We start from the raw sequence: 16,813 nt of genomic DNA on the forward strand, positions 1-16,813 counted from the left end.
GTGCACCGACGCGTTATCGCATCAGCAACTCTTATAATATATCATGCTCATTTCATTTCGTCAACACTTTTTTTCAATCTTTTTTTCAAGCGATCTGCAATGTTGAAATTTGTTAATCTCTTTCATTGCGTTCAACACTTTTAAACATTAAAAACAGTGCGAGAATTAATTTATCATATATTTATAGATTACGTCAATAGTTTTTTACAATTTAATTATTAGTCTCTTTGTAGCGTCCGTTTCGTACGTATTTGGATAGTTCCTTTTGTGGTGCGAAACGTGCATACATTTGAAAAATCGTTTTGTATCTTTTATCAATTGATTTGCGTATATCCTGATTTAGACGTTGATCACTTAGATCGAATAACATTTCATCTAATTCTTTACGTAATACATAAGCCATCTCTTTACATTCTTTATCGTTTAATAACATTCCAAGCATATGAATATCCTCCCTAGATTGTAACTCCTCACAGTATATCTATTAGGCTGCTATCTGTAGATGTATCAATCTCAATCCATTTACATACAATAACAGCCTTCTGGATAGTGATGAATTAACCTAATTAGGCATACTTGTAACTGTTTGTATGTGATTTTTTGTAAATAACTAAGCCTGCATTAACCAGAATGTTACCGTACTCTCTATAATCGCTGCTACAAAAAGAATAATGACTAGCCAAAATGAAGCTGTGATTGTAGATCTCATAAACTGTTTCCAAGCTACTCTGAGTTTTACTCTTCCTGCTGGACTCCATGTGGTTAGACTATCCAATACCAATTTACCAAATTTCAGACCATAAGCGGCGGCGATAAGAATAGCAGGAATTTCAAAGATTCCATGTGGTAATAATCCTTTAACTATTAAAGTCACTACATCCTGTCCCTGCATATCATAGGTACGTAGTAGAAATCCAATAATCATTCCGTTCATAACTAAAAAGATTACTGGAATGATCCCTATAAATATTCCTAAATAAATAATAAGAACACTTTTGATCGCATTGTTTAGAAAGATAAACACAAAATAGTTAAGTTCTACATGCTGTCCTTGGTTAAGCTGCTCTTTGACTACTTGTAGTTGCTGAAGTTGTTCTCTTAAATAGTTACCCAATGGTTCTACTAATAAGATTCCTGCTACAATTCCTACTGCAAACAGAATGGTAGAAACCAATAACATTGATTTGTTAGATTTAAGATCACGCCAAAAAGTACGCAATGAAAACAATGAAGCCATATATTCTACTCCTTTACAACACAATTTGGTAAATAGATAAAAATAGAGAGCAAGGTATGATACGCCTTCCTCTCTATCTATCGGTTATTGAGATCAATCCTATATTTATTAGTATTGAGGTTTAGCCATGTTTCTCAATTACTTTTAGAGCTAACTCATTATATAGTTGACCAATTTCACTATCTTCTTTGTATACAGAAGGTGAAAAGTCAGGATCTGTTGGTAAATTGTCTGGTGCGCCTAACGGAATTTGAGCTAGTAGTTCAGTATGCAGTGTTTCTGCAAGCTGTCCACCGCCCCCTCTACCGAAGACATACTCTTTCTGTCCATCTCTTGCTTGGTAGTAAGACATATTTTCGACAACACCCAGAATCTCATGATCGGTCTGTAATGCCATCGTTCCCGCACGTGCTGCTACAAATGCTGCTGTTGCATGTGGAGTAGTTACCAGTATTTCTTTACTTTGTGGAAGAATCTGATGTACATCCAATGCTACATCCCCTGTTCCTGGAGGTAGATCTAGTAACATATAATCCAATGGAGCCCAGTCCACATCAGCAAAAAACTGACGAAGCATTTTACCCAGCATCGGTCCACGCCAGATTACAGGATTATTTTCTCGAATAAAGAATCCCATCGACATTACTTGAACGCCGAATCGTTCTACCGGTTGAATACGTCCTTCTTCTACAGTAGGGCCTTCTTCTATTCCCATCATGTCTGGAATACTGAATCCGTAAATATCAGCATCAATAATGCCTACTCTTTTTCCCTGGCGGACTAATGCAGTTGCTAAATTTACTGTAACAGTAGATTTACCGACGCCACCTTTACCACTAGCTACAGCGATAAAACGTACACCGGAATTCTGATGAATGATAGGAAGCTCCTCTAGACCTGCTGCATGACCTTTGTGCGTCTCAGATTCAGGCGGTAGTGCTTCTTCTGTGTCTGGAGATAGTAATTGACGTACTGTAGCCATTTCAAGCTCAGAAGGCGCTCTGAAACGAATATGTAGGTCAATCGGTTCAACAATTTTAAGAGCGGCTCGAATCGATTGCTCTATAGCATCTTTATATTCTTGACCTAATTCAATACCCACTACAGTTAATGAAATTCTGGTATCTTTGATCATAACATCGCGAATAAATTGCATTTCCAATAAAGGAAATTCGTACTGCGGATCTGTAACCGTACTTAATAACTCCAAAACATAGTCTCTTGATAACATATGAGGTGCACTCCTTATGTGGTTAGATTGAATATATCGTTATAAAGACAACCATGCGCTAATGCAACAATACGTTATATTATACCATTTTATATTATTGATTCGCGAATCGTACACCATAAAAGTATAAATAAAATGTTTCTACATCGATCGGCTTCATTTCTTATATAAAAAAACCGCTTCACTTCAAATCATGATCACATGACTAAAGTAAAGCGGTTTGGAATACATAGTGACTAATTTAGAGTTTGTTATGTTCTGCCATACCTTCAATTAATACTTCTGCTACTTCTGGACGGGTAAATTCCGGTGGCGGGCATTGACCATCTCTTAGTAATGCTCTCACTTTTGTGCCAGAAAGAGTTAAATGATTTTCTTTAGAATGCGGGCAAGTTTTGCTCGATGCCATGTTACCGCATTTGGTACAGAAAAAGCTATGTTCAAAGAATAGTGGAGTAATTCCTAATTCCTCTGCCGTAAAGTTAGTGAAAATTTCTTGAGCTTCATACGTTCCATAATAGTCACCTACACCCGCATGGTCGCGACCAACAATAAAGTGTGTACATCCATAATTTTTGCGAACCATTGCATGGAATATGGCTTCTCTTGGTCCTGCATAACGCATTGCTGCTGGAAATACTCCTAAAAAGGCACGATCTTTTGGATAGTAATTTTCTAAAAGAACTAAATAACTACGCATCCGTACATTCGCAGGTACATCATCTGACTTTGTTTCACCTACCAATGGATTCAAAAATAAAGCATCTACAATCTCCATTGCACTCTTTTGAATATATTCATGAGCACGATGCACAGGATTACGAGTTTGGAAACCGACGACTGTTTTCCATCCTTTATCTGCAAAAATCTTTCTGGTTTTTTCAGGATCAAAATAAAACTCACCGAACTTTTCAGGTTGAGGACGTTTTAATACTTGAATAGGTCCTCCTACATAGATCGAAGAACGACTGAATAATTTTTGTATCCCTGGATGTTCAGGATCATCTGTTTTAAAGATTTTCACCGCTTCTTGTTGTTGATCTACTGTATAGATGCTACGTACCTCTAATGTACCGTAGATCACTCCATCCTGCTCTCCTACTAATGCTACTTGCTCACCTATTTGAAGAGTGGAAGTAATAGATTCATCTAAAGCAAGTGTAATTGGAATACTCCATACTGTTCCATTTGATAATCTCATATTTTCGAGAACAGAATGATAATCTGCTTCTTCCATAAATCCTTCAAGTGGCGAAAAGGCTCCTACACCTATAAGATCAAGATCGGAGATAGTCCATGTATTGATAGGAATTTGTTTCCACAGTTGAGCTTGAGCCAATAACTGATCGTGCTCTTCCTCTTTTACAATACGCTGGATCAATTGACCCCCATGTGGCAAAATTGTTGTCATTCTGTAATCGCTCCTGTCTCATCATAAATGTGTATGCTATAAAATCTATCTGTCTAAGTATACATGAAGCCGACCAAATGCTAAAAATCACTTGATCGGCTGAGATTATCTATGTTAGTCATAATGTTGAATTATTTGTGTAATCCACATTCTGTTTTATCAGAGTTAGCCCAACGTCCAGCACGAGGATCTTCGCCTGGCATAACCTGACGTGTACATTGTTCACAACCAATACTAGGGTAATGTTGATCATGCAGAGGATTATAAATAATATCGTTATCTCGAATATACTGCCATACCTCTTCAGAAGTCCAATCTGCAATAGGGTTAAACTTCATCAAACCAAATTTGGAATCATATTCGATCTTTTTAGCATTTGCACGAGTGGGTGCTTGGTCACGCCGAATACCCGTAATCCATGAATCATATTGAGATAATATCCGAGTTAAAGGTTCTACTTTGCGAATATTGCAGCAAGCATTAGGATCGACAGTCCATAGCGATTCTCCATGAGCAGCAGCTTGTTCTTCAGGAGTCAGCTTTGGAGCTACTTTAACAAATTCCATACCATAACGCTCAATCATACGATCACGAGTCTCATAGGTTTCTTTAAAATGGAAATCAGTATCTAAATAGAAAATATCAGTGGACGGGCTGATATTCTGTAACATATCCACAATGACTACATCTTCAGCTCCAAAACTACAAGCAAAAGTAAGACTTTCAAAATTATCCACAGCCCAACGGATGACTTGTTCAGCTGTAGCATGTTCTAACTCTTCCGCTTTTACTCGAGCTAACTCTTCTTTTTCCAACAGATTCATATTTAGTTCCCCCATCTTTGGAATTCATTTTACCATTTTGGTTTTAAGTACCTTCAATAAATGACTACACTTTTAAAAGGATTCAAATTAAAGCCGACTAAACAACTAAGAATTATGTATATTATAGTACTTAATGGTTGAGGATTCAATAGTATTTTTGAAGTTAATCACAAGTTATTCACAATCTTGTACAGCTGATTCTATATTTAATTTTAATTGCTATTGATATTTATGATTGTACACAGGGTTATACACATATAAAATGGTGGTCAAAATGTGGTCACGTTTCTTTTAAACACAAAAAAACCTCCCACCATTTCTGGTAAGAGGTCTTTGTAAACCTTAATATACAAGGAATATTAACGTTTGGAGAACTGAGGTGCGCGACGTGCTGCTTTAAGACCGTATTTTTTACGCTCTTTCATACGAGGGTCACGAGTCAGGAATCCAGCTTTTTTCAAAGATCCACGAAGTTCAGGATCAGCTTTAAGCAATGCACGGGAGATACCGTGACGGATTGCTCCTGCTTGACCAGAAATACCACCACCGTGAGCCAATACGATTACATCGTAGCTTCCGATCGTTTCTGTCAAGTTAAGTGGTTGTTTAACGATCAGTTTAAGTGTATCTAAACCGAAATATTCATTGATGTCGCGTTTATTGATGACAATGCGTCCTTCACCCGGTACAAGGCGAACACGTGCTACCGAATGTTTACGACGACCTGTCCCATAGTATTGTACTTGTGCCATGAAACTGTCCTCCTTTTAATTAGCCGCGAAGTTCGTAAACTTCCGGTTTTTGTGCTGCATGTGGGTGTTCTACGCCAGCATATGCTTTCAATCTTAACTTCATTTGGTTACCCATACGAGTTTTTGGAAGCATACCATGAACTGCAAATTCGATTACACGTTCTGGTTTGTTTTTAAGCATTTCATCAGCAGTGGTAACTTTAAGACCACCTGGATGCATTGAGTGACGGTAGTATTTTTTGTCTTGCAATTTTTTACCAGTCAAGTGGATTTTGTCAGCATTGATTACGATAACGAAATCTCCACCGTCTACATGAGGGGTAAATTGTGGTTTGTGTTTGCCGCGAATAAGTGCAGCTGCTTCACTAGCCAAACGACCAAGCGTTTTGCCTTCAGCATCGATAATGTGCCAATTGCGTTCTACTTCACTTGGCTTGGCAATGTACGTCGTACGCATGAAAAGTTCCTCCTTAGTGTGCTTTTGAAAATATATCATTACGGTATATTTTCATATATCTTCGTTCTTGAGTTAGTGTTGTTAGTACACAGTGTTACATATTTATTAAGTGATGGATTAAAAATTTTAGGTGGTGTTATTCTTAATGGGGCTGTGGGATAGCCTTAAGAAAACACAAACTTTATTTTACAGCATAAAAACACGTTAAGCAAGAACTATTTGAAGTTTTTCTAGAAAAAATTTCGTAGGCATTTGCTTTGAAATTTTACTATGTATTAAACTCCTCATAGTGAACCCCCCACATCGTCAACGCTTTGCTGATTGCAGTTGGTCCTGCCTCACTACGATCCTCCGCAGCAATCATATTAGAAATAGCATCTGGTGCGTGTTTACCTTCTCCCACTTGTACCAGTGTCCCCATAATAATACGTACCATATGCTGTAAAAATCCACTGCCCGTTATATAAAAGTGTAGAATACCTTGGTCTCTTGTATCAGGACGGGTCATAGAATAATCTACTTCCAATCGTGCCTCATAGATTGTACGGATATGACTTTGCTTTTCAGAATGTTTTGAAGCAAAGGTTGTGAAGTCATGAGTACCTATAAAGTGGGAAAGAGCTTCACGCATTGCTTCAATATTCAGTTTGCCTGGATGATGTAATTGCATATGCCTTAGAAAAACATTTGGATATTGATTAGCGTTAATCGTGTATCGATATGTTTTTCGTTTGGCTGAGCGCCGTGAGTGGAAGTCCAAATGAACCTCGCGCGCATTTGTAACAATAATATCTTTGGGCAAGCGACCATTTAAAGCAAGTGGCCAACGTTCTGCTGGGACGGTTGATTCAGTCAAGAAATGAAAGACTTGTCCAATCGCATGTACACCTGCATCTGTACGACCTGAGCCATGAATCTTTGGTTTTTCTCCAATGATAGAGGCAATTGCTTTTTCTAAATGATCCTGAATCGTATTTCCGTCCGGTTGGGTCTGAAATCCGTTATATCTAGTTCCATCATAATTGACAGTCATACAAAGATTCCTCATATATCCTCACCTTTTATACAAAGCAAGGGAGCCCCTAATGGAGCTCCCTCCCTCATTATCCTCAAACACTGCATGTTCCAAACAGAGAAAAAAAGGGTTTTGTCAGAATCTGTTGACCCTGTCCACCCTTTCCTCATCTGCATGTTACGCGCGGTCTACCAATTCAAGATAAACCATAGGTGCAGCATCGCCGCGACGAGGTCCTAATTTAAGAATACGAGTGTATCCACCTGGACGCTCTGCATAGCGAGTTGCTAAATCAGAAAACAATTTTTGGATAGCATCTTGTCCACCATCGAGAGACTCGCGACGAACATAAGCAGCTACTTGACGACGAGCATGAAGATCTCCACGTTTAGAAAGGGTGATCAGTTTTTCAGCGATAGAACGAACTTCTTTCGCTTTAGCTTCAGTCGTTTGAATACGCTCATACAAGAACAGGTCAGTTACCAGGTCACGAAACAAAGCTTTACGAGCGCTGGAGTTACGACCCAATTTTTGGTATGCCATGTTGTTTTTCCCTCCTTCATTACACTATTAAATGATTAGTCTTCTTGACGAAGTCCTAATCCTAATTCTTCAAGCTTCTCTTGAACTTCCTCAAGCGATTTGCGGCCCAAGTTGCGGACTTTCATCATATCGTCTTCGGATTTCGTAGTTAGCTCTTGTACGGTATTAATACCAGCACGTTTCAAGCAGTTGTAAGAACGTACAGAGAGATCAAGCTCTTCGATAGTCATCTCGAGCACTTTCTCTTTTTTATCTTCCTCTTTTTCGACCATGATTTCAGCATCTTTTGCTTCGTCAGTTAGACCAACAAATAACATCAAATGCTCAGTCAAAATTTTAGCGCCCAGGCTAACTGCTTCTTCAGGGCGAATGCTACCATCCGTCCAGATTTCAATAGTTAACTTGTCATAGTTCGTTACTTGACCTACACGAGTATTTTCCACGCCATAGTTAACGCGGGAAATCGGAGTATAGATAGAATCTACAGGAATGACACCAATTGGTTGATCATCACGTTTATTCTTATCTGCAGCAACATAGCCACGACCACGATTTGCAAAAATACGCATGTGAAGTCTAGAACCTGGAGCTAAAGTGGCGATATGAAGATCCGGATTCAGGATTTCAACATCACTGTCTGCACGGATATCTCCTGCAGTGATCGCCCCTTCTCCTTCCGCATCAATCTCCAACACTTTTTCTTCATCAGAGTGGATCTTAAGCGAAAGGGCCTTGAGGTTCAGAATGATTTCTGTAACGTCTTCCATCACACCTTGAACCGTTGAGAACTCATGCAATACACCATCGATTTGAACAGATGTTACTGCTGCTCCCGGAAGAGAAGATAACAAAATTCTACGAAGTGAGTTGCCAAGTGTTGTGCCATAACCACGTTCGAGCGGTTCAATGATGAATTTACCGTAGTTACCTTCATCATTTACATCTACGGTCTCAATTTTCGGCTTTTCGATTTCTATCACTGCAATATCCCTCCTTCAAAACGTCGCTCCTGTGAAACTGTCGCTGAATACTTACAAATAGACATGCAGTAGTATACCCGGTAAACGGATCTTTACCTTTGCCGGGAGTTATACTACAAAATAAAGAGACATGCTTCAATTATACGCGGCGACGTTTTGGTGGACGGCATCCGTTATGCGGGATTGGCGTTACATCTTTGATTAGGTTAACTTCAAGACCAGCTGCTTGCAAAGAACGAATTGCTGCTTCGCGTCCAGCTCCTGGACCTTTAACCATAACCTCAACGGCTTTCATACCGTGTTCCATTGCTGCTTTAGCTGCTGTTTCAGCTGCTAATTGTGCTGCGAATGGAGTAGACTTACGAGATCCTCTGAAACCTAGACCGCCTGAGCTTGCCCAGGAAATCGCGTTACCATGAGGGTCCGTAATTGTAACGATCGTATTATTAAACGTGGAACGGATGTGCGCCACGCCAGATTCAATATTTTTACGGTCACGACGTTTTGTACGTACGACTTTTTTAGCTTTAGCCATTGTGTGTTATACCCCCCTTACTTCTTCTTGTTCGCTACAGTACGACGAGGACCTTTACGTGTACGAGCATTAGTTTTAGTACGTTGTCCACGAACCGGCAATCCACGACGGTGACGAACACCACGGTAACATCCGATTTCGATTAGACGCTTAATGTTTAGAGAGATCTCACGACGAAGATCACCTTCAACTTTAGTACTACCAATTACTTCACGCAATTTTCCAACTTCATCTTCTGTAAGATCGCGGACACGAGTGTTCAGGTCAATACCAGTATCACTCAGAATTTTCTGGGAAGTCGTTTTACCGATTCCGAAAATATATGTCAAGGCGATCTCAACGCGTTTATCACGTGGTAAATCCACGCCAGCTATACGTGCCATTTTACGCTACACCCCCTAGATAATTATCCCTGTTTTTGTTTGTGTTTAGGATTCTCACAAATTACCATTACATTCCCTTTGCGGCGAATGACTTTGCATTTTTCGCAGATGGGTTTTACAGAAGGTCTTACCTTCATGTTAATTACCTCCTCAAGTTTTACGTCCGTAAAACTTACTTGTAATCATTGTATCTGCTGACAAGCAATGATTTCATAAACATCTATTATAACATAGATTAGTGTTAAAGTGTCTATTTGCGGTAAGTTATACGACCTTTTGTCAAATCATAAGGTGACAATTGTACAACTACTTTATCTCCAGTCAAAATACGGATAAAGTGCATCCGTAGCTTTCCAGAAACATGAGCGAGAATCTGATGACCATTCTCTAATTCAACTTTGAACGTTGCATTTGGCAAGGGTTCAAGAACCACGCCTTCTACCTCAATAACATCTTCCTTGGCCACAGTCAGTCTCCTTTCTGTTCAACATTGTTTTCGGCAGATTCCAAGAACTTGGTAACTGCATAGCGCAATTTCCCGTTCGTGACCCGACCGCTTTCTTGCAAACTGTTTACTACTTCGCTGCTAATCACCGGCATTAGCTCCAGATGAAGCAGATTCTTCTTCTTCGGCTGGTCAAACTTTCGTTTGTTCCCGTCGGCGATATAAACAAACTTTTCATCCGGTACTGCAATGATAACAGCAGGTTGAGAAGCTCCCTGACCTTTTAACACTTTCACAATTTGACCGACCTGCGGGTTCATTGTTGTTTTCACAAGAATCACCTACGCATTTAGTTTAGTTTTGTGAAAATTTCCATACCGTCTGGTGTAACCGCAACTGTATGTTCAAAATGGGCACATAATGAGCCATCAACAGTAACTACTGTCCATTTGTCTTCAAGCGTTTTGACATGTTGCTTGCCGGCATTTACCATCGGCTCGATTGCCAGAACCATTCCCGGCTTCAGCCTCGGTCCGCGATCCGCAACTCCATAGTTTGGAATTTGAGGGGCTTCGTGCAGCTTCGCTCCGATACCATGTCCTACGTATTCACGTACGACAGACATACCGGCATCTTCAATAAAACGCTGTATCGCATGCGATATTGTAAACAAGCGTACATCTGGCTTGACCAGTTCAAGTCCTGCATACAAAGAACCTTCAGTTACTTCTAAAAGTTTTTTTGCATCATCAGAAATCTGTCCTACCGGATAAGTCCATGCAGAATCTCCATGATAACCTCGGTATTCAGCACCAATATCAAGTGTAACGATGTCGCCTTCTTGCAATTTGCGTTTATTCGGGAATCCATGAACTAATTGCTCATTAACCGAAGCACAAATGCTGGCAGGAAAACCATTGTATCCTTTGAATGACGGTAAGGCATTTTGACTGCGAATATAACGGTCTGCAATCTGATCAAGATGTTCGGTCGTAATACCTGGCTCGATCGCTTGCTTGATTAGACGATGCGTCTCAGCTACAATTCGCCCTGCTTCCCGCATAAAGCCTAGTTCTGTTTCGGATTTGCAAATGATCATTCTGCTTAACCTCTAAGCAATGAAACAATATCCTTAGATACCGCATCAATACTTTGATCGCCATCAATCTCTCTCAATAGCTTTTGATCACCGTAGTAAGCAATAAGTGGCGCTTCTGTTTTCGTATGATACTCATTCAGACGCGTTCCTACGCTTTCTTCGTTATCATCAGCACGTTGATAAAGTTCACCACTATCAATATCGCACACGCCTTCTTGCTTCGGCGGATTGAATTCAATATGGTAAGTAGCTCCACAAGTTTTGCAAATACGTCGTCCGGTAATCCGAACAAGCAATTTGTTAAGGTCTACTTTTAAATTGATCACGTGGTCCAGCTTACGCTCCATTGCTGCCAGCATTTTATCCAACGCTTCAGCTTGAGCTAAAGTTCTTGGAAAACCGTCAAGCAAGAAACCTTTTTTACAATCGGGCTGAGCAAGACGCTCTTCCACGATTCCGTTCGTTACGTCATCCGGTACAAGCAAACCTTGATCGATGAACTCTTTGGCTTTTACTCCAATTGGAGTTTCCTGTTTGATCGCTAGACGAAATGCATCGCCTGTAGAAATATGAGGAATACCTAGTTCTTTCACAATCACTGCTGCTTGTGTTCCTTTTCCTGCTCCCGGAGGCCCCATGAATATGATGTTCACGTAATGTCACTCCCCCTAAGACTAATGCTGCAAGAACAGCACGGAAAGGCGCCGGTGTGAACAAGCATGACTTGTCCCAGCCGGAACCTGCCGTCTATTTATTGATAAAACCTTTGTAATGGCGTTTAATGAGCTGGCTTTCGATCGTTTTCATCGTATCAAGTGCAACCCCGATTACGATAAGAAGCGATGTACCGCCGATTTGCACAGATTGTGGCAAACCTGAAATAGCTCCTAAGAATACTGGTAATACCGAGATGACCGCAAGGAATAATGATCCTGTCATGGTCAAACGAGTCATAACACGAGTCAAATAAGTAGCCGTTGGCTTACCTGGACGAACACCCGGGATATATCCACCATTCTTTTTCATATTATCTGCCATTTGCGTAGGATTCATTTGCACAAATGTATAGAAGAAAGTAAAACCTATGATCATTATAACATACAGCACCATACCAAGCGGTTTGTCATACCACAAGTTTGCAGTAATCCATTTTGCCCAGATATGAGTAGACCAGAAGCTTGCTATAATAATCGGAAATTGTAGCAATGAAACGGCAAAGATAACAGGGATAACACCCGCTGAGTTAACTTTCAACGGAATATGTGTATTCTGTCCACCATACATTTTGTTACCTACAACGCGTTTTGCATATTGTACTGGAATTTTACGAATACCCTGTTGGATAAAGATAACTCCGACAACGATGAAAATCACGACGAGAACAACAATGGCTAACTTCGCAACATTAAAGAACGTCTGACCTTGTTGCAGGAAATCCGATTGAACCATATCACGGATATGCTGCGGAATAGCTGCAACAATACCAGCGAAGATGATGATCGAAATACCGTTACCGATTCCTTTTTCAGTGATTTGTTCCCCAAGCCACATCAAGAATGATGTACCTGCCGTTAATACAATAGCAATAATAATGTAATCTACCGCAGTAGCATTAGGAATCATTTCTGCATTGTATAAACGGTTGAAACCAATCGATGTACCAAAGGCTTGGATAAGACCCAGAATAACAGTACCATACCGGGTAATCTGTGCCAGTTTCTTTTTACCGTGTTCCCCTTGTTTGGCCCATTCCGCAAATTTCGGAATGACATCCATAGATAATAGTTGAACTATAATGGATGCAGTGATATACGGCATGATCCCAAGGGCAAAAATGGAGAAATGCCCCAAAGCTCCCCCTGAGAAAGTATTTAGAAGACCGAACAATTCTTTACCTTGAGCGTTAGCAGACTGGAATACACTTTTGTCTACACCCGGAACCGGTACAAACGCACCGATACGGTAGACAATGAGCACCAGCAAGGTAAAGATAATCCGATTTCTAAGATCCTCAACCCGCCATATATTCTTTAGGGTCTTGAACATTAGATCACCTCGGTTTTACCGCCGGCAGCCTCGATTTTCTCTACCGCAGATTGAGAGAACTTATTCGCTTTTACAGTCAATTTCACAGTGATGTCGCCATTACCAAGAATTTTAATTCCGCTTCTTGCATTTTTAACGATTCCCTGTTCCATCAAGAACGTAGGAGTTACTTCTGTATCAGCAGCAAAGCTGTTTAAATCTTCGATGTTTACGAGTGCATATTCTTTACGAGTAGGGTTAACAAATCCGCGTTTAGGCAAACGACGATACAATGGGTTTTGTCCGCCTTCAAATCCTGGACGAACGCCCCCGCCTGAACGAGAGTTTTGTCCTTTGTGACCACGACCCGATGTTTTACCAGTACCACTACTTGGACCGCGACCTACACGTTTGCGTTCCTTGCGTGAACCTGGGCTTGGTGAAAGCTCATGCAATTTCATCGTTCGTTGCACCTCCTTATTAATAATAGGTTAATTTTTGATCAATTAACCTTCGATTTCTTTTACAGATACTAAATGTTGTACTTGTTTGATCATACCGCGCATAGCAGCATTATCGTTTTGAACTACTGAGTGATTCATTTTACGTAGTCCTAATGTTTTAACAGTAGTACGTTGTTTCTCTGAACGACCGATCACGCTACGGACGAGGGTAATTTCCAATTTAGCCATGAGGTTCCCTCCTTAACCGAGCAACTCTTCGATAGATTTTCCACGCAGTTTAGCCACGTCTTCAGCACGTTTCAAACGAGACAAGCCTTCCAACGTTGCGTTAACCATGTTCATGGAATTCGAAGAACCCAGAGATTTAGTCAAGATATTGCCTACACCAGCAAGTTCTAATACAGCACGAACCGGTCCACCAGCAATAACTCCAGTACCTTCGGATGCTGGTTTCAACAATACACGTCCTGCTCCGAATTTACCTGTAACAAGGTGAGGAATTGTTGTTCCAACGATAGGAACATGAATCAAGTTTTTCTTAGCATCTTCGATGCCTTTACGGATAGCGTCAGGTACTTCACCGGCTTTACCGATACCAGCGCCTACCCAGCCATTACCATCGCCCACTACTACAAGTGCGCTAAAGCTGAAACGACGTCCACCCTTAACTACTTTAGCTACACGATTAATGTTTACAACTCTTTCAGTCAGCTCTAAAGTGTTTGGATCAATACGCAAGTCGTTAACCTCCTTTTTACAATGTTTTAGAATTGAAGACCAGCTTCACGAGCTGCATCTGCCAAGGCTTGAATCCGTCCGTGATACAAGTAGCCTCCGCGATCAAATACAACAGCTGTGTGCCCTTTTTCAGATGCACGTTTTGCAACCAATTCGCCAACTTTAGTAGCAGCTTCTACGCTACCGCCGTTTTTAATATCTGCAAGTTCTTTATCAAGAGTCGAAGCGGAAACTAAAGTTACACCCGCTACGTCATCGATCAATTGAGCGTAGATATGTTTAGCAGAACGGAATATGTTCAAACGTGGACGTTGAGAAGTACCAGTGATGTTCTTACGAACACGTAGGTGTCTTTTCAGACGCGCTTTATTTTTATCTGCTTTTGTAATCATGACTGTACATTTCACTCCTTTCACGTTGCCTTCACAGGCTCACTTCAACACGCATAAGGTAAAGGAACGTATTCCTTTATCTTATTTTTTCTTACCAGCTTTACCTTCTTTACGAAGAATACGCTCGCCTTCATACTTGATACCTTTACCTTTATATGGTTCTGGTTCACGTACGGAACGGATTTTAGCAGCGTAAGCTCCTACGCGCTCTTTATCGATTCCATTAACGATGATTTTCGTATTTGTAGGAACATCGAACTCGATGCCTGGTTCAGGAGAAATTTCCACTGGATGAGAGTAACCCACGTTTAGAACAATTTTGTCGCCAGATTTGCTTGCGCGGTATCCAACTCCAACTAGCTCTAGGGATTTGGAGAAACCTGTAGTTACTCCACTCACCATATTACTTACTACACTACGAGTAGTGCCGTGCAGGGAACGATGAGTCTTATTATCAGAAGGACGTTCGATTGTGATCACGTTCTCTTCGATGTTTACTTTCATATCTTTATGAATCTCACGGGAAAGCGTACCTTTCGGTCCTTTTACCGTAATTTGAGTATTATCCAAGTTAATTTCAACACCACTTGGTACTTCGATTGGTTTGCGGCCAATACGAGACATAGAGTTGCACCTCCTTATTATATGACGTTAATTACCAAACGTAGCAAACGACTTCGCCGCCGCTTTTCGATTGACGAGCTTCTTTATCAGTTACTACCCCTTTAGAAGTAGAGATGATAGCGATTCCCAGTCCACCTAGTACGCGAGGGATTTCATTGCTTTTCGTGTAAACACGAAGTCCTGGTTTACTGATACGTTTCAAACCAGTAATTACACGTTCGTTATTTTGACCGTATTTCAAGAAAATACGGATAATTCCTTGTTTGTTATCCTCAACAACTTCAGCATCACGAATGAAACCTTCGCGTTTTAGGATATCAGCGATTTGCTTCTTCATTGTAGAAGCAGGAACTTCAACTGTTTCGTGACGCACAACGTTCGCGTTACGAATACGAGTAAGCATATCAGCAATTGGATCTGACATAGTCATGTGTGTAAACCTCCTTCCCCTTAATCAAATGTTTACCAGCTTGCTTTTTTCACACCAGGGATCTGGCCTTTATGAGCCAATTCACGGAAGCAAATTCTGCAAATTTTGAACTTTTGCAATACCGAGTGTGGACGACCACAACGTTCGCAACGTGTGTATGCACGTACTTTGAACTTCGGTGTGCGTTGTTGTTTAACTTTCATTGAAGTTTTAGCCACTTAGCCTGACACCTCCTAATATTTTCGGAGAACTAGGGTTTATATTCGAACCCTGTACGTTTCAATAATTATTTTACGAAAGGCATTCCCAATTGGGTAAGCAATTCACGAGACTCTTCGTCAGTTTTAGCTGTCGTTACAATAACGATATCCATACCGCGAACTTTGTCTACTTTATCATACTCGATTTCAGGGAAGATCAATTGTTCTTTCAAACCTAGTGTATAGTTACCGCGTCCGTCGAACGCTTTAGAAGATACACCACGGAAGTCACGTACACGTGGAAGTGTAATGTTGAACAATTTATCCAAGAAATAATACATACGATCGCCACGAAGTGTTACTTTAACACCGATAGGCATGTTTTCACGAAGCTTAAATCCAGCGATAGATTTTTTAGCACGTGTGATAACTGGTTTTTGACCAGAGATCAATTGAAGATCGCTAACAGCAGAATCCAATACTTTGGAGTTCGATACTGCTTCACCTACACCCATGTTGATAACAACTTTTTCAACTTTCGGTACTTGCATAACCGTTGTATAGTTGAATTTTTGTACCAAAGCTGGGGAAATTTCATTCAAGTAAAGCTCTTTCATTCTTGTTGCCATGTTGGAAGATCCTCCTTTCCGTAACAATTAGTATTAGTCGATTGTTTCACCGGAGCGTTTAGCTACGCGAACTTTTTTGCCGTTATCCAATGTTTTGTAACCGATACGGGTTACTTTTTTTCCGTCCTTAGGATCAACGTGCATTACGTTCGAAACGTGGATCGGCGCTTCTTGCTCAACACGTCCTCCTTGCGGATTCAGTTGAGTTGGTTTTTGGTGTTTGGTGATCATATTCACGCCTTCAACCAACACGCGGTTTTCACGAGGATACGCTGCGATAACGCGACCTTTTTTACCTTTGTCTTTACCGCTGATTACAAGAACCGTATCATCTTTTTTCACGTGAAGTTTGTGGTTGTGAGATTCCAACACTTTTTTCACTTTCGCCATTTGTGTACA

The 16,813-nt window shown here is 40.6% G+C and carries 27 protein-coding genes; all 27 read right to left on the reverse strand.

All coding sequences use genetic code 11. The features are described from left to right. Positions 1-211: 211 nt before the first annotated feature. Positions 212-442, reverse strand: coding sequence for a hypothetical protein (locus PaeCFBP13512_RS20285; RefSeq protein WP_069328383.1), 231 nt, complete (start codon positions 440-442; stop codon positions 212-214). A gap of 168 nt (positions 443-610) precedes the next feature. Further along, entirely contained in the window at positions 611-1,237 is a 627-nt protein-coding gene (locus PaeCFBP13512_RS20290; RefSeq protein WP_137225634.1) for a stage II sporulation protein M, read from the reverse strand. Between the two features lie 121 nt (positions 1,238-1,358). Next, complete coding sequence (locus tag PaeCFBP13512_RS20295) at positions 1,359-2,468, reverse strand: Mrp/NBP35 family ATP-binding protein (RefSeq protein ID WP_069328381.1); 1,110 nt, start codon at positions 2,466-2,468, stop codon at positions 1,359-1,361. A 241-nt stretch (positions 2,469-2,709) separates the two neighbouring features. After that, entirely contained in the window at positions 2,710-3,879 is a 1,170-nt protein-coding gene (sat, locus tag PaeCFBP13512_RS20300; RefSeq protein WP_137225636.1) for a sulfate adenylyltransferase, read from the reverse strand. Between the two features lie 131 nt (positions 3,880-4,010). Beyond that, positions 4,011-4,703 (reverse strand): phosphoadenylyl-sulfate reductase, encoded by a 693-nt coding sequence (locus PaeCFBP13512_RS20305; protein ID WP_069328379.1) that lies wholly within the window; start codon positions 4,701-4,703, stop codon positions 4,011-4,013. Positions 4,704-5,062: 359 nt separating this feature from the next. Next, the gene (rpsI, locus tag PaeCFBP13512_RS20310; RefSeq protein ID WP_069328378.1) at positions 5,063-5,455 is read right to left on the reverse strand and encodes a 30S ribosomal protein S9; all 393 of its coding nucleotides are present in this window, start codon (positions 5,453-5,455) and stop codon (positions 5,063-5,065) included. Positions 5,456-5,474: 19 nt separating this feature from the next. Next, positions 5,475-5,912, reverse strand: a complete 438-nt coding sequence (gene rplM / locus PaeCFBP13512_RS20315) for a 50S ribosomal protein L13 (protein ID WP_069328377.1) — start codon at positions 5,910-5,912, stop codon at positions 5,475-5,477. A gap of 268 nt (positions 5,913-6,180) precedes the next feature. Continuing rightward, a complete protein-coding gene (truA, locus tag PaeCFBP13512_RS20320) occupies positions 6,181-6,960 on the reverse strand; it encodes a tRNA pseudouridine(38-40) synthase TruA (protein WP_137225638.1) in 780 nt (259 codons plus the stop codon). Positions 6,961-7,104: 144 nt separating this feature from the next. After that, on the reverse strand, positions 7,105-7,470 hold the full coding sequence (gene rplQ / locus PaeCFBP13512_RS20325) for a 50S ribosomal protein L17 (RefSeq protein WP_069328375.1): 366 nt from the start codon (positions 7,468-7,470) through the stop codon (positions 7,105-7,107). Positions 7,471-7,505: 35 nt separating this feature from the next. Beyond that, the gene (locus PaeCFBP13512_RS20330; RefSeq protein ID WP_069328374.1) at positions 7,506-8,450 is read right to left on the reverse strand and encodes a DNA-directed RNA polymerase subunit alpha; all 945 of its coding nucleotides are present in this window, start codon (positions 8,448-8,450) and stop codon (positions 7,506-7,508) included. 139 nt (positions 8,451-8,589) lie between these two features. Beyond that, positions 8,590-8,985, reverse strand: coding sequence for a 30S ribosomal protein S11 (gene rpsK / locus PaeCFBP13512_RS20335; protein ID WP_017815387.1), 396 nt, complete (start codon positions 8,983-8,985; stop codon positions 8,590-8,592). Positions 8,986-9,002: 17 nt separating this feature from the next. Then, positions 9,003-9,368 (reverse strand): 30S ribosomal protein S13, encoded by a 366-nt coding sequence (gene rpsM / locus PaeCFBP13512_RS20340; RefSeq protein ID WP_069328373.1) that lies wholly within the window; start codon positions 9,366-9,368, stop codon positions 9,003-9,005. A 23-nt stretch (positions 9,369-9,391) separates the two neighbouring features. Then, the gene (rpmJ, locus tag PaeCFBP13512_RS20345; protein WP_003333770.1) at positions 9,392-9,505 is read right to left on the reverse strand and encodes a 50S ribosomal protein L36; all 114 of its coding nucleotides are present in this window, start codon (positions 9,503-9,505) and stop codon (positions 9,392-9,394) included. A gap of 113 nt (positions 9,506-9,618) precedes the next feature. Next, positions 9,619-9,834: a translation initiation factor IF-1 gene (infA, locus tag PaeCFBP13512_RS20350; protein WP_017815385.1), complete on the reverse strand. Its 216-nt coding sequence runs from the start codon at positions 9,832-9,834 to the stop codon at positions 9,619-9,621. Between the two features lie 2 nt (positions 9,835-9,836). Next, positions 9,837-10,133, reverse strand: a complete 297-nt coding sequence (locus tag PaeCFBP13512_RS20355; RefSeq protein WP_069328384.1) for a KOW domain-containing RNA-binding protein — start codon at positions 10,131-10,133, stop codon at positions 9,837-9,839. A gap of 29 nt (positions 10,134-10,162) precedes the next feature. Then, the gene (gene map / locus PaeCFBP13512_RS20360) at positions 10,163-10,912 is read right to left on the reverse strand and encodes a type I methionyl aminopeptidase (RefSeq protein ID WP_137225640.1); all 750 of its coding nucleotides are present in this window, start codon (positions 10,910-10,912) and stop codon (positions 10,163-10,165) included. Positions 10,913-10,917: 5 nt separating this feature from the next. Continuing rightward, positions 10,918-11,565, reverse strand: coding sequence for an adenylate kinase (locus tag PaeCFBP13512_RS20365; RefSeq protein ID WP_137225642.1), 648 nt, complete (start codon positions 11,563-11,565; stop codon positions 10,918-10,920). A gap of 94 nt (positions 11,566-11,659) precedes the next feature. After that, positions 11,660-12,958, reverse strand: coding sequence for a preprotein translocase subunit SecY (gene secY, locus PaeCFBP13512_RS20370; protein WP_137225644.1), 1,299 nt, complete (start codon positions 12,956-12,958; stop codon positions 11,660-11,662). Continuing rightward, positions 12,958-13,398: a 50S ribosomal protein L15 gene (rplO, locus tag PaeCFBP13512_RS20375; protein WP_069328369.1), complete on the reverse strand. Its 441-nt coding sequence runs from the start codon at positions 13,396-13,398 to the stop codon at positions 12,958-12,960. The genes secY and rplO overlap by 1 nt, the downstream gene beginning before the upstream one ends. 45 nt (positions 13,399-13,443) lie before the next feature. Then, the gene (rpmD, locus tag PaeCFBP13512_RS20380; RefSeq protein ID WP_069328368.1) at positions 13,444-13,629 is read right to left on the reverse strand and encodes a 50S ribosomal protein L30; all 186 of its coding nucleotides are present in this window, start codon (positions 13,627-13,629) and stop codon (positions 13,444-13,446) included. A gap of 12 nt (positions 13,630-13,641) precedes the next feature. Next, positions 13,642-14,139, reverse strand: coding sequence for a 30S ribosomal protein S5 (rpsE, locus tag PaeCFBP13512_RS20385; RefSeq protein WP_069328367.1), 498 nt, complete (start codon positions 14,137-14,139; stop codon positions 13,642-13,644). Between the two features lie 26 nt (positions 14,140-14,165). Continuing rightward, positions 14,166-14,531 (reverse strand): 50S ribosomal protein L18, encoded by a 366-nt coding sequence (gene rplR, locus PaeCFBP13512_RS20390; RefSeq protein WP_069328366.1) that lies wholly within the window; start codon positions 14,529-14,531, stop codon positions 14,166-14,168. A gap of 81 nt (positions 14,532-14,612) precedes the next feature. Next, positions 14,613-15,155 carry a 50S ribosomal protein L6 gene (gene rplF, locus PaeCFBP13512_RS20395; protein ID WP_069328365.1) on the reverse strand — a complete coding sequence of 181 codons (543 nt, stop codon included), beginning with the start codon at positions 15,153-15,155 and terminating at the stop codon, positions 14,613-14,615. Positions 15,156-15,186: 31 nt separating this feature from the next. Continuing rightward, on the reverse strand, positions 15,187-15,585 hold the full coding sequence (gene rpsH, locus PaeCFBP13512_RS20400; RefSeq protein ID WP_069328364.1) for a 30S ribosomal protein S8: 399 nt from the start codon (positions 15,583-15,585) through the stop codon (positions 15,187-15,189). A 32-nt stretch (positions 15,586-15,617) separates the two neighbouring features. Next, positions 15,618-15,803 (reverse strand): type Z 30S ribosomal protein S14, encoded by a 186-nt coding sequence (locus PaeCFBP13512_RS20405; protein WP_037291562.1) that lies wholly within the window; start codon positions 15,801-15,803, stop codon positions 15,618-15,620. 68 nt (positions 15,804-15,871) lie between these two features. Next, a complete protein-coding gene (rplE, locus tag PaeCFBP13512_RS20410; protein WP_069328363.1) occupies positions 15,872-16,414 on the reverse strand; it encodes a 50S ribosomal protein L5 in 543 nt (180 codons plus the stop codon). Between the two features lie 33 nt (positions 16,415-16,447). Then, positions 16,448-16,804, reverse strand: a complete 357-nt coding sequence (gene rplX / locus PaeCFBP13512_RS20415; RefSeq protein WP_069328362.1) for a 50S ribosomal protein L24 — start codon at positions 16,802-16,804, stop codon at positions 16,448-16,450. Positions 16,805-16,813: the final 9 nt, after the last annotated feature.

Origin of the sequence: Paenibacillus sp. CFBP13512 (assembly GCF_005233705.1) — a bacterium.
GTDB classification, from domain to species: Bacteria; Bacillota; Bacilli; order Paenibacillales; family Paenibacillaceae; genus Saccharibacillus; species Saccharibacillus nuruki.